The following is a 12,883-nucleotide window of genomic DNA, read 5'->3' as shown; positions in this document are numbered from 1 at the left end:
GGATCTCCTCGTTGATGGACAGGGAGCAGAGGTGCGCTGGTGTGTGCCGTGGTCCGCTCGACTGATGGGTTTGAGTAGGGGTTCAGACTGTGGATACTGCAGGTGTGAGCTTGTACCAGCCCGTCCGGGTGACTCCTGAAGCCACGTAACCGGAGTTAAAAGCGTCCTCCATGACGACGCGGAAGTGTGTACGCCACAGGGCTGCTTCTTTGCTGTTGGAGCCCCTGAGGGCCACTATGTCCTGAGGTGCACGGCACCAGAGGTTTCCCTCCGTTTGAAGCAGGGCCGGTTGTGAGTCCGGGCCGTATTCCATTACCTGATCCAGCGCATCCTCGGGCAGGTTCACTTCTTCTGGAAGGCCTTCACTGCACTTGATGCTCCGGGCTGACGAAAGCGGCCAAACCACCACCAATCTGTCCGATTGGTCGTTGGCGTTAATCCGGTCCTGCATTTCGCCGTAAAAGTTACGTTCGTATTCAGAAGCAACAGCACCAAGTTTGGTCAGGTTAAACCTCGCGTTGCGGCTGACCAAGGGATCGAATGTCCAGGTCATGGTCTCCAGGCCACGTGCCAGCGACCATGCTCTCTGATGCTGTTTAAGGGCAAAACCCACGCCTCGGTCGGCGATCCCTGGAAGGACTCCTGCAATCAGTGAGTAAGCCGACCCTTCAGGTGAGACGATGGCCACCGCTGCCCCGCAGAGAATGCCCTCCGGGGTATAAGCGGCGGAGACGTTGCACCCGGCGTGGGAGATGCTGCGGAGGAGATCGAACGGAATGGGCGCTCCATGGGGAGACATCCCCCACACGGACACCAGAAGCTCTTCGACCTGCTGGAGCTTGTCCCGGTTGTGCTCGTCAACAATGTGGACGTTGGCCTTGGCCGCCGCCGAAGCGGCAGTAAACTGTGCGCGCTCTGCGCTTGGGTGGGTGTCAAGATTCAGTGACATGATTCAATCCTTGCTTGATGAGGGGTCCTTGGCTTTGTCCGGCCGGACCAACCGCTGCCGTGCTGCTTGTCTGCGGGAACCATCCGGCAAACAACAGAACGCTCCGCCCTGCTGGGCAGGACGGAGCGTTCGCTGCAAAAGGACAGTTAGCGGAGCATCCGGACCGAGGAAGGGGCCAGTTGCCCGTCCGCCAGCTCGAAAGTAGCGCCCACTGCGAAGGTCGGCGTTGCCGAGTTGACGAATGGTACGACGTCGACGTGTTCGAAAATCTGCTTCTCGGCGGCTGCCCAATTTTCACAGCCTGCCTCACCGGTGGACGCAACGGCCTTTTGGACGTTTTCAAGGTAGCCCGGGTTGTTGATGTAGGCGAAGTTGGTGCCATCCGGAGGGGTGGGCCCCGAAACGAGCGGTACGAGCTCATTGGGTAGTGCAACGCCGATCGGCACAAATGCGGCACCCCACCCGCCCTGGCCGCCAAGAATCAGTGAGCTGCCTTCAGCATCGGTGACGGGCCGCAGTTGGACGTCCACACCAATTCCGGACCACACTTCCTTGACCAGCTCCGCTCCGGCCGCGAAGGAGGGCCCCATGGTGCTGGGGTAGAAGAACTCCACTTTCAATGCTGTTCCATCTTTGCTCCGCACGCCGTCTGCACCGGCCTTCCACCCCGCGGCGTCCAGCTCGGACTTTGCAGCCTCGAGGTCATGTCCGGGCAGGTTGCCCGTCAACGTGTCCTGCTTGCAGGGGCTGAGCACTGGCGCGATGAGCCCAGTGGAAGGTTTACCGGTGCCGCTGGTCACTACTTGCCCGAGTTCGTCGAGTTTCAGTGCTTGCGTCAACGCCCGGCGGACGTTTTCGTCCGCACCCGGGGATCCCGGCTTCTGGTTGAACCAGATTTGTCCCAAGGCCGTCACGAGGTCACGTTGGAATGCCTTCTTGCTTTCAAGCCTCTGCTTGTCGGGGCCGACAATGGTGGCAGCATTCACATCTCCGGACAGCAGCAGATTTGCTGCGGTGGTCTCGTTGGCGATGACTTTCAGGACGACCTTGTCCGGAAGGCCTTCCTGGTCCTTCTTCCAGTCGCCGGGGCCCCACCCATAGTCCTTGCGCCGTGTCAGCGTGTAGTGGTCGCCCGCAGCCAGCTCAGTCAAGGTGTACATGCCAGTGCCGTCCGCCCCTTGGGCGAGTATATTTCGATCCTTGGAGCCGGCGGCACACACGATCGGCAGACCACCTACGTTCCTGGCAAGGAAAGGTTCCGGTGAAGGGGAGGTGACCGTTACGGTCCCGGCGGCAACGTCCGCGGTCGCCGTGCCGCCTGGAGGAACGTAGACACCGGTACGTGTGGAATTGTTGCCCGGGTCACCGACAAAGTTGATGTTGGCGGCAACGATCTCCGGCGTCAGAGGGGTGCCGTCTGAGCACGTGACATCTTTGCGCAGGTTGAACTTGACCGTAGTGCTCGTTCCCTCCCAAGTCTGCGCCAGGCCGGCCACCAGGTTGCCATCCGGATCAAAGTTCAACAGCGAGTCATAGAGGAACCTGGTCGCCTGCTGGGTGATGGAATTCGAAACGAAGTGCGGGTCCAGGGAACCTGGGTCCACGCTCAACCTCATGGTGAACGTCTTTCCGTTCGCTAGCTCGTCGCCGCTTGTCTTTGGCGCGGAACCTGAGCAGGCGGCCACCGTCACTGACAGCGCCCCGATGGTGGTAATGCTGAGTACCGCCTTGATCATGCCTTGAGTCGTCATTCAGTCATTCTTTCGGTCTGCTTTACATTGGCCTTTAGCTGGCAGGACAATCCGGGAAGCCCACGATTGTCCATTGGGACTACAGGGTTGTGGTCACGGGTTCAACTCCCTGATCTTTTGGCTGCGCAAGCCCACTGCGGAGGATGTCTACGGCAAGCCGAGCCGCCTTGCCGATGGCGGAGTCGATTGCCGGCTGCGGATCCTCAAGGGTCAAAGACCTGGTAAAGACAGCGACGGCGTACTGCCGCCCGTCGGGGTAGGTGACCACTCCTGCCTCGTTGCGGATAGCCGGGAGGGTTCCGGTTTTACCGGCCACCTGGACGCCCTCATCGAAGCCCGATGCCATGCGATGCGGCCAGATCTGGCGCGCCATCAGAGACCGGACGCGCTCACACGTTTCCGGGGAACCTGCCGTGTCAGTCCAGATTGCTTCAAGAAGGCTCACGATGTCCCTGGCCGTCGACGAGGGAGTCCGGGCTGGATCGAGAATCCCCATTGCCCAAATCTGTTCCGGCGTCGCGGCGGCCAACATGGCGTCGACGTCCAAGCAGGCACTCATGTCCAAGCCGAGATCGCCCGCCATTTGATGATCCATGTCTTCCCCACACCCAATGATTCGCGTGTGCTCAAGGCCGAGGTCGTCCAGGACGGCATCCACAGCCTCTTGGCCCACACGATGGAAGATGATGTCCGTGGCAGCGTTATCGCTCATGGTCAGCATGAACAAAGCGAGATCCCGCCAACTCATCTCAACATCGTCCGCGCAACCTGCTGTCCCTATACCGCCCACTCTGTACCGCGAGGTCACGGTGGTCCTTTCGGTTTCCACCAAGCGGCCAGCGGAGACTTCCCGTGAGTAGGCAACGGCGAAGGGAACCTTGAAGACGGAAGCCAGCACAACGGGTATGTCCGGGTCCAGCGAAACTTCGGGACCATCCAAGACCCCCACCTCATGTGCGTACACGGAGCCAACCGCTCCAACGGAGGCGAAGAGCCCGGCCAGTTGCTCAGTTCCCGGGTTCATGCGGTGACGCGACGGTCGGCGCGGCCGGTGTGGACATACATCGCTCGGCCTTCGCCATCGTCACCAAGGAACGTGTGGGGCATGTGCATGCCATATTGCTTTTGCCGGGGTAATAATGTGTCCCCGCCCACGGCCACCAGTTCAATCTTTTCGCGCTGGTCACCAACCTCTTCGTAGAGCCCCTTGGGAATCCTCTCCAACCAAATCCGGCCGTCCGTATCCTGGCTGACGACGACGTCGGCAACACGGGAAGAATATTCCCCCACATAACGGGACGCGTCTACGCGCTCACCGTAACCCGGCGGTGCCAAAAGCCCTGGTAACTGGATGGAAGCGAATTCACGGAGCGCCCGTTCTGCTATTTCCGCGAACACCGGAAGGGGAGTGCCGCCATTGGCGAACAGCGCAATCGACACATCCGTTTCCGGACAAATCCGCAGGAAGGCGGTCTGGCCGATAGTGCCGCCGTCATGGCCAACTACAGTGCCGCCGTCGTAATCGAACAGCGCGAATCCCAGGCCCCACGCGGCACCCATCCACCCGAGTTCCGGGAGCGTCACTTGAGGTGTCACCATGGCGGCCGCGGATGCTGGGTTGAGTACCTGCCTGCCTGTGGGCGTACGCCCTGCATCAATGTGCATTTGGGCGAACTTGAGGAGGTCGCGTGCACTCAGCGTGAGCATGGCGCCTACGGGAGCAGTGGATCGAGGCAGCGCCCAGACAGGGCTGGGCTGAGGTTCTTCGTTGTCGTTGTGGACGATGTGTCCTACAGCAGTGCGGAACAAGATGGCTTCGTAGGGGCCATTGGCGGCATGGGTCAGTTCGAGCGGGTCGAACAAGTACTTACGTAGGCATTCGTCATACGGTTTGCCGCGCAGGACCTCGATCATCCGGCCCAGCAGAACGTATCCGGCGTTGTTGTAGGAGAACATTTCCCCTGGCGGGAACAGCTGCGGGACCTCGCCAAAAGTCTCCACCAGCTTGGCGATAGCGTCCTCGCCCTGGCCGGTGTCGGTGAAGATGTCGCCCTCGAACCCGGCTGTGTGGCTCAGCAGCTGCCGTGTGGTGATCACTGCGGCCGCCGACTCGTCTTCGAGCCGGAAGCCGGGTAGGTACTTCCGGACCGGAACGTCAAGGTCCACCAAGCCCTCGTCTACCAATTGCATAATCAGGGTGGCCGTCCAAAGCTTGGTGATCGAACCCACCTGGAACAACGAGTCCACAGTGGTTTCGACGCCGGTGTTTTTATTGAGCACGCCGGCGGCGGCTTCAATCACATCACCTTTTACGGAAAGCGCCACAGCAGCGCCCGGAACCTGGTGTTCGGCCAGTAATACGGGGAGGCGGTCTTCCAACCAACTACGGAATTCAAGGAGGTTCGTCATTCGCCAATGGTACGGCCAAGGTAGGACGCGAGAAGGTTGTCCGATCCCCTCACGTCTATGACAATGCATGGTCCATTAGGCCAAAGGGAGGCGGACTTGTGAGCTACATAATAGAGATCGCCAGTCTCTGGTTCAGCAAGTGAGATCCCCATTAGCAGGAGTGGAATTTGAGCACTGCAGTACGTTCAGCCGCGGAGGCAACCTACAGCCCGTGGGCAGGCTTTGCGGCGCGAAGAATCGGACGCTTGGTAGTTTCTGTCTGGGTGCTGATCACGGCTTCCTTCCTGATGATCCACCTCATTCCCGGTGATCCTGTGAGATCGGCACTGGGTGCCACAGCCCCTGGTGCGCTGGTAGAAGCCAGACGGGAAACCTTGGGTCTCAATGACCCCTTGTGGCTTCAATATGTCCACTATCTACAAGGCCTGTTGAGCGGCAACCTCGGGACTTCAATGACTACGGACTTGCCTGTAGCTCAGGTTATTGGCGACCGCCTCCCTGCCACTTTTGAGTTGGCGGGACTGGCGTTTGTGCTGGCCGTCATCCTTGCGGTTCCACTGGGTACCCTCATGGGGGTCCTGACTCGTGGTGGTCGACGCCGTCGAACAGAGCTGGCTTTCACCTCCACGTCCATTTTGGTTGCGGCTATACCCGAGTTCCTCCTGGCTGTCGGGCTGGTCTTCTTTTTCGCCGTCCAACTTGGCTGGTTTCCCGTGGCAGGCCGCGCGGACGCGGGTTCCTATATCCTCCCCGTTTTGTCCATGGCGACGGGTTCGGCGGCCGTCTTGACCCGGATCGTGCGCGTGGAGATGCTATCGGTACTCAGCGCAGATTATGTACGGACTGCCCGCGCCAAGCGGCTTCCGGACTGGATGGTCTACTTCCGGCACGCCTTGCCCAATGCTTTGACAGCCACTTTGACCATCGGGGGCCTGATGCTCAGCGCAATGGTGGCAGGCACTGTACTCGTGGAAAACGTCTTCGCCTGGCCCGGCCTCGGCAGCACCATCGTCGCTTCCATCCTCGCGAAAGACTATCCGGTGGTGCAGGGCGTGGTGTTGGTTTACGGGATGGGTGTCCTGCTAGTGAATCTTTTAGTGGACATAGCACTGGGAATACTGGATCCACGTTCGACAATAAAAGAAAGCTGATTCATGCGCACTTCAAGGAATGCGAACGCCTCCCGAATGGGAGCCCGCTGGTTGGCAGCGCTGACAACACCGGTTGGTGCTGTGTCGGCTGTGATGCTGTTCCTGGTCCTGACGATGGCAGTGGCCGCGCCCGCTTTGTGGTCCGGGCAGGCTGAAGAAATGAACACTAAGGCTATATTGCAGGGCCCATCGGCGGAGCACTTGGTGGGGACTGACAGCCTTGGCCGTGATCTGTTCTTCCGGTTGCTGGTTGCCACCAGCCTGTCGGTCAAACTGGCCTTGGCTGCTACCGGTATTGGAGTCCTTGCCGGCTTGGTGCTTGGAACGCTTCCAGCATTGATGAACCGTCGTGCCGGTAGGTTCGTGACCGCAATTGTTAACATCGCCGTGGCGTTCCCGGGCCTTCTCCTGGCAATGTTCTTTGCCGTCATTTTCGGGGTTGGAGAGACTGGCGCTGTGTTGGCCATCGGCTTCGCCACAGCTCCATCCTTCGCCCGGTTGACCCAGACCCTGGTCGCTGCGCAAAAGGAGCGGGACTTCATCTCGGCCGCTGAATTGGCTGGCGTCGGCAGGCTGAAGCGGCTGCTCCGTCACATCATGCCCAACATCGCCGAACCCCTGGTGGTTACAGCGACCATTGGCGCAGGGAGCTCCCTCCTCGCTTTTGCGGGGTTGTCGTTCCTGGGGCTGGGGGTCCAGCCGCCGTCCTATGACTGGGGCAGGCTGCTCAATGAAGGTCTTAATGACATTTACCTGCATCCCATGGCGGCCCTTGCCCCCAGTCTTGCGGTCATTATTGCGGGGCTTGCATTCAATCTTTTTGGTGAGGCCGTGGCCAAGACCCTGGGCACTCCCGTAGCAGCCGCAGGCAAAGGGGCAGCACCCCTGCGGGTGCCCAGGCCTGCCGCCGTCGAATCTTCCACCACTGCCGACCGGACCGCTGAAAACGACGATGCAGTGCTGACTGTCCGCGATCTGTTCGTGACCTTCCCTGGCCCTGCCGGCCCCATCACTCCTGTCCGCGGCGTAAGCTTCAGCCTGGCCCGGGGCGAAGCGGTTGGTGTGGTGGGTGAATCCGGCTCCGGCAAGACCCAGACCGCGTTGGCTTTGGCGCAGCTGGTGGACTACCCGGGCCAGGTCAGCGCGTCTCGACTCGAATTCCTGGCCCAGGACCAATTTGCGGGCACTGCACGTGCCCGGCGTCAGCTGTTGGGCACCTCTTTGGCCATGGTGTTCCAGGACCCGATGAAGTCGTTCAACCCCACCATGAGGATTGGTACGCAGCTCGCTGAGGTGGCCATTCGGCACCAAGGGATGAACAGGCGTTCAGCACTTGCCCGTGCCGCGGACCGCCTCCGGGCGGTCAGGATACCGGCCCCGAAGAGGCGCCTGAGGCAATATCCCCATGAATTTTCCGGCGGGATGCGTCAGCGGGCCATGATCGGCATGGGCATCATGGGGAGTCCGGCTTTGATCATTGCAGACGAGCCCACCACTGCTTTGGACGTGACCGTTCAGCGACAAGTACTGGGGCTTCTCTCCACGATTAAGGAAGAGGACAACGTGGCAATACTGCTCATCAGCCACGACCTGACGTTGGTGGGCCAGGTTTGTGAGCGTGTCCTGGTGATGTACGCGGGCCGAATTGTTGAAGACCTTCCAGCGGGAGACCTGGCTGGGCAAGCCCTGCACCCGTATACGCAGGCTCTCCTGGCTGCAGTCCCAAATATGGAGACGGACCGCGACGTGCCGCTGGCCGTTATACCGGGGCGCCCCTCAGATCCATCACAGGTCCCGGTCGGTTGTGCCTTTGCAGCCCGTTGTACCAAGGCATCTGAGTTGTGCACCCGCGAAGATCCCCAACTTGTCCGGCAGGAAGACGGGCACCGGGTGGCCTGCTGGCACCCTTCCCGTGATGTCGGTGCCCCACCGATTCCCATGGAGTTGAAAATGCACGCCGCGGTACTGCAAGGAGATGCGTCATGAACGAACTTCGGTTCGAACAGGTTTCGGTTCGCTTCGGCGGCCGCCGCGGGATGACTGCCGTAGACGGGGTCAACCTGGTAGTGCCGCAAGGGCAGGTGGTTGGCCTCGTGGGTGAGTCCGGCTCCGGGAAATCAACGCTGGCCCGCGCAGCAGCAGGACTCACGCCTGTGTCAGCCGGCCGGATACTCTTTAATGGCGAACCCCTGCGGCATCGCCGTGGGGAGCCGAAGCCCCTGCAAATGGTGTTCCAGGATCCACATTCTTCGCTCGATCCTCGGATGAGTATCGGTGACTCCATCGCAGAGGCCGTTCCCCGGTCCGGCAGGAGCACAGCGGCAGGGCGGGCCGCCGAGGTGCAACGGCTGCTGGGTCTGGTGGGGCTGGACCCACAACGAGCGTTCAGCTACCCCGGCCAGATGTCGGGAGGACAACTACAAAGGGTTGCCTTGGCCAGAGCACTGGCGGCACGCCCTCAGCTCATTGTGGCCGATGAGATCACCTCTGCCCTGGACGTATCCGTCCAAGGTACCGTCTTGAACCTCGTCCGGGAACTACAACGTGAAATGCGTCTTTCAATGCTGTTCATTTCACATAACCTGGCGGTGGTCCGTTACGTAGCGGACAGCATCGCAGTGATGTATCTCGGGCGAATCGTAGAACAAGGCCCCTCCGAGCAGATCCTCGGCGATCCTCAACATCCCTACACCAAGGATCTGTTGGCTGCTGTGCCTAACCAGAACAATCCCGGCCTCCAACCGGCTGCCGTAGAGCCTGCCTTAAGCGCGGTGACCGATGCCGAGCCGGCGGACCCGCACCATCCACCTCTTGGATGCCGTTACCACTTGCGCTGTCCTATCGGTCCACTGGTACTTCCGGGCCGCGACATATGCAAAGAGGCAGACCCCAGTGCAGAGGGTCGCAGGCACGCAGCAGCGTGTCACTTCTCTGATGAGCTGTTGCTTTCGGGCCGGGAAGGGCTGCTGTGAACCGCAGGTTACGCATCACGGATCTCTTGGACATTGCGGTACCGGAGCAGCCGGCATTGTCAGCGGACGGGCAAATGGTTGCCTATGTCCTACGGACGCTCGACGCCGGCACTGACAGCACCCGGCGGAACATCTGGCTGGTTGACACCAAAGGTGGTTCTCCCCCCCAGCTCACCTTCAGCAACAATGACTCGACGCCGTCATGGCTGGATGCCGGGATGCGGTTGTCGTTTGTGCGCAAGTTCGGAAGTCAAAGCAAGCTTTGCCAGATGAACGTTTATGACGGTGTGGTCGAGGAGATAGCCACGTTGCCAGCGGGTGCCGGTAAACCCGTGTGGGGTCCCGATCGTACGCGACTGGCGTTCGCTGCCTTCGTCAATGGTTCCCTCGCAAATGGGGATGCGCCTGTCCAGTCCCAGCTTGCTGATCCTCCTATGGTGGCTGACGGCATGAACTATCGCATTGATGGTTACGGCATGTTGGGAACGTTGGTGCGCCAACTCCACATCCTCGAACCGGCCACTGGGAAGTGTGTCCAACTCACGCACGGGGACTGGCATGTCCGGGACCCGGAGTGGTCTCCGGATGGGAGCCGGCTGGCATTCGCCGCAGGGCCCGCGGCAGACGATGAAGCCAGCCTCGTGGCACCTGTGCACGTTATCGACGTAGACCGGCCCGGGGCTGAACCGGTCGTTCTTGGCCCCGCGGACGTAGTGGTTGGCGCACTGGAATGGGCTGCTGATGGGGAATCCCTTTTTGCTGTCGCCAGCCGCCCGGTTGGCCACAACTCCTTGGTCCGGCTTTCGCTCGAGGGCAGTCCATGGCTGGATCTGACACGTTCATTGGACCGCAACGTGATGGCCGGAGCACCCGCCTATCCCGGCGCCTCGCCCCACCTCACCGGAAGCGGCAAAACCCTGCTGTTCTGCATCCGGGACCGTGGCTGCACGCACCTTTTGGAAGTGGACGTCGACGGCGGCCAGTGCCGCCCCGTCCTGGGCGGCGACGGAGTGGTCGTCTCGGAGTTGTCCGTCTCCGGGAACAAGGCAGTGACCATCCTGAAGACACCCACCTCCTATGGCGAGGTGGTCAGCGTTGACGTCGAGGACGGTACGTCGCATGTCTTGACCAGACACGGATCTAACCTTGGAGATATAGAGCTCTTCCAGCGTCAGGAGCGTGAATTCATCATCTCTGACGGCACGGTTGTGCACGGCTGGCTGATCCGCGATCCGGAAACGAAAGGATCCCAGCCACTGCTGCTCGATATCCATGGGGGTCCGCACAACGCGTGGAACAGCGCCGCGGATGAAGTGAACCTGTATCACCAGGAACTGGCTGCGCGCGGCTGGGCAGTGCTGTTGCTCAATGTCAGGGGGAGTGATGGTTACGGCGAGGAGTTCTACCGAGCCGCCGTGGGGAGTTGGGGGATTGGTGACTCTCCTGACTTCCTGGAATCCCTGGACCAGCTCGTGGCCGAGGGCGTTGCAGACCCCGATCGCCTTGCGATTGCCGGCTACAGCTACGGCGGGTACATGACCTGTTATTTGACCAGCCGCGACAACAGGTTCGCGGCCGCAGTGGCCGGCGGGGTGGTCAGCGATCTCAGGAGCTTTGCGGGAACATCCGACAGCGGACATTTCTTCAACCAACGCGAACTTGTGCCAAGGGAGGGCCTAAGTTGGCCGTCATACGAGGGTATGTCGCCGATTTCCAAGGTGGATCAGGTGACCACGCCAACTCTGATCCTTCACGGCGCCAATGACCTCCGGTGCCCCGTCGGCCAGGCGGAGCAGTGGCACGCGGCGTTGTGCGAGCACGGCGTTGTGAGTCGTTTGGTTCTGTACCCCGGAGGCTCCCATCTCTTCACTGATGAAGGGCCGCCGTCTCACAGGATCGACTTCAACCGCCGCATCGTGGATTGGGTGGAGGAATACGCCAATGGTGTAGAGCCTGCAGGAGACGTCAGGACTGCCGGTGTGGGAACGGGATACGAGTGAACCACCAGCATCCGCGCGTCAGCCTGGGCCGGGTTCTTGATGATCTTGGTGCAAGTTTCCTGGAGCTTCTCGAGGGCGATGCCAGTCATCCTGGGGAGATCGGAGGGGTGGTGATCCATGACCCCATTGATGAACCTGACCTGCCACCCCAAGCACTGGTACTCGGAATAGGTCTTCAGGATGCCGGTCAGATCGCGTCACTGCTGGCGCGTCTTGGCGGGCAAGGAGCAGTGGGGTTGGTGGTTCGTGCGCCCGTCGTAGTGGACCTCCGAATAGCCGAGGCTGTCAAGGACTCGGGGGTGGTGTTACTGGGACTCACCCCGGGTGCCGGCTGGACGCAGCTAACCACGATGCTGCGGACTCTGTTTGCGACGCGCGAAATTGGAGCAGCGGGTCCGGACTCTGTGGGTGGACTGCCCTATGGTGACTTGTTCTCCTTGGCAAATGCCATTGCCTCCCTCTTGGACGCACCCGTCACAATCGAGGACCGCAGCCACCGTGTGCTGGCCTTTTCCGGGCGCCAGGATGAGGCCGACAACTCCAGGGTTGAGACAATTCTGGGGCGTCAGGTGCCGGACGCAGTATCACAAGTATTCGTCGCGAGGGGCGTCTTCCGTGAGTTGTACCGCACCAACGAACCAGTCGTTGTCGATGCTCTGCCGCCGTCCATTGATGCGGAATCCCTGCCACGTGTAGCCGTCGCGGTCCGTGCCGGCGACGAGGTCCTTGGTTCCATTTGGGTGGCAGTCAGGAGCCCGCTCAGTGAAGAACGGATGCAGTCCCTGCGGGACTCGGCCAAACTGGTGGCTCTCCATTTGTTTCGGCTGCATGCAGGCGCTGACGTTGAGCGACGGATGCGGGCTGACCTCCTGGGTGCCGCTTTGGACGGAGGCGCAGGCGCGCAGGGCGCCCTTGATCGGCTGGGTCTGGTCGATCAGCCGATGGTTGTGCTTGCGTTGGCAGTACTCCAGGATCACGAACGCACCCGCATCGCGGGGACGGACGCAGGACTTGCGTTGGAGCGTCAGAGGATTAGTGACAGTTTTGCCATGCATCTGGGTGCGGTCCAGCCGCGCAGTGCAGTTGCACTTCTCGGAGACACCACCTACGCCCTTTTCCCTGTCTCGCAGGACGATCACGGGGAAGAGCGCGCCGCTGCAACGGGGTGTGACTTCCTGCGGCGCCTGGGCGATCGAACCAACGCTGTGATCGGCGTCGGTTCGCTTGCAAGAGGAATCGCGGAGCTGGCAACTGCCCGGGCCAGTGCGGACCGGGTCCTGCGGGTTTTGCGGGCCGGGAACTCCAGGGGACAGCGGGTGGCCCGCTTGGCGGATGTCCACGTCGAGGCCCTGATACTTGAGCTCTCCGACCTCGCGGCTTCCCGAGGTGAACAACCGACAGGAGAAATTGCGCGGCTATACGCCTACGACGAGAAGCACAACGCCAACCTGGTGGACACGCTGCGGGCATGGCTGGATGCTTTCGGTGATGTGGCAGCCGCATCCGCCGCGGTCTATATCCATCCGAATACGTTCAGGTATCGGCTGCGTCGTCTGGCACTGGTTGGCGGACTTGACCTTGACGATCCCAAGACCCGGTTCGCAGCCATGCTCCAACTATGCATTCTGCCGTCCAGCTCCAAGTAATCCAC

At 61.0% G+C, this 12,883-nt stretch carries 9 protein-coding genes; 5 read left to right on the top strand and 4 right to left on the bottom strand.

Annotation, left to right across the window (positions count from 1 at the left end; genetic code table 11):
* Nucleotides 1-82 precede the first annotated feature (82 nt).
* From ACIQTW_RS11895 to ACIQTW_RS11880, 4 genes are all read right to left on the bottom strand, one after another.
* The gene (locus ACIQTW_RS11895; protein ID WP_402937028.1) at nt 83-949 is read right to left on the bottom strand and encodes a hypothetical protein; all 867 of its coding nucleotides are present in this window, start codon (nt 947-949) and stop codon (nt 83-85) included.
* A 146-nt stretch (nt 950-1,095) separates the two neighbouring features.
* The gene (locus tag ACIQTW_RS11890; RefSeq protein WP_402937026.1) at nt 1,096-2,700 is read right to left on the bottom strand and encodes an ABC transporter substrate-binding protein; all 1,605 of its coding nucleotides are present in this window, start codon (nt 2,698-2,700) and stop codon (nt 1,096-1,098) included.
* 79 nt (nt 2,701-2,779) lie between these two features.
* Nucleotides 2,780-3,724, bottom strand: a complete 945-nt coding sequence (locus ACIQTW_RS11885; protein WP_402937024.1) for a serine hydrolase — start codon at nt 3,722-3,724, stop codon at nt 2,780-2,782.
* Nucleotides 3,721-5,109, bottom strand: a complete 1,389-nt coding sequence (locus ACIQTW_RS11880; protein WP_402937022.1) for a serine hydrolase domain-containing protein — start codon at nt 5,107-5,109, stop codon at nt 3,721-3,723. Before ACIQTW_RS11880 ends, ACIQTW_RS11885 begins: the two co-directional genes overlap by 4 nt.
* Before the next feature lie 167 nt (nt 5,110-5,276).
* Between ACIQTW_RS11880 and ACIQTW_RS11875 the strand changes: the two genes are divergently transcribed.
* Genes ACIQTW_RS11875 through ACIQTW_RS11855 form a run of 5 tightly spaced genes read left to right on the top strand, consistent with a single transcriptional unit; the run spans nt 5,277 to nt 12,878 of the window.
* Nucleotides 5,277-6,260, top strand: a complete 984-nt coding sequence (locus ACIQTW_RS11875) for an ABC transporter permease (protein ID WP_402937020.1) — start codon at nt 5,277-5,279, stop codon at nt 6,258-6,260.
* Between the two features lie 3 nt (nt 6,261-6,263).
* A complete protein-coding gene (locus tag ACIQTW_RS11870) occupies nt 6,264-8,246 on the top strand; it encodes a dipeptide/oligopeptide/nickel ABC transporter permease/ATP-binding protein (protein ID WP_402937018.1) in 1,983 nt (660 codons plus the stop codon).
* Entirely contained in the window at nt 8,243-9,232 is a 990-nt protein-coding gene (locus tag ACIQTW_RS11865) for an ABC transporter ATP-binding protein (RefSeq protein ID WP_402937017.1), read from the top strand. Before ACIQTW_RS11870 ends, ACIQTW_RS11865 begins: the two co-directional genes overlap by 4 nt.
* Nucleotides 9,229-11,232, top strand: coding sequence for a S9 family peptidase (locus ACIQTW_RS11860; protein WP_402937015.1), 2,004 nt, complete (start codon nt 9,229-9,231; stop codon nt 11,230-11,232). Before ACIQTW_RS11865 ends, ACIQTW_RS11860 begins: the two co-directional genes overlap by 4 nt.
* Nucleotides 11,229-12,878, top strand: a complete 1,650-nt coding sequence (locus tag ACIQTW_RS11855; RefSeq protein WP_402937013.1) for a PucR family transcriptional regulator — start codon at nt 11,229-11,231, stop codon at nt 12,876-12,878. The genes ACIQTW_RS11860 and ACIQTW_RS11855 overlap by 4 nt, the downstream gene beginning before the upstream one ends.
* The last annotated feature ends 5 nt before the right edge of the window (nt 12,879-12,883 follow it).

Source organism: Paenarthrobacter sp. NPDC090517, from assembly GCF_044769165.1.
Classification (GTDB): domain Bacteria; phylum Actinomycetota; class Actinomycetes; order Actinomycetales; family Micrococcaceae; genus Arthrobacter.
The sequence above is the reverse complement of the archived record's forward strand: the minus strand, read 5'-3'. Positions and strand labels throughout refer to the sequence as shown.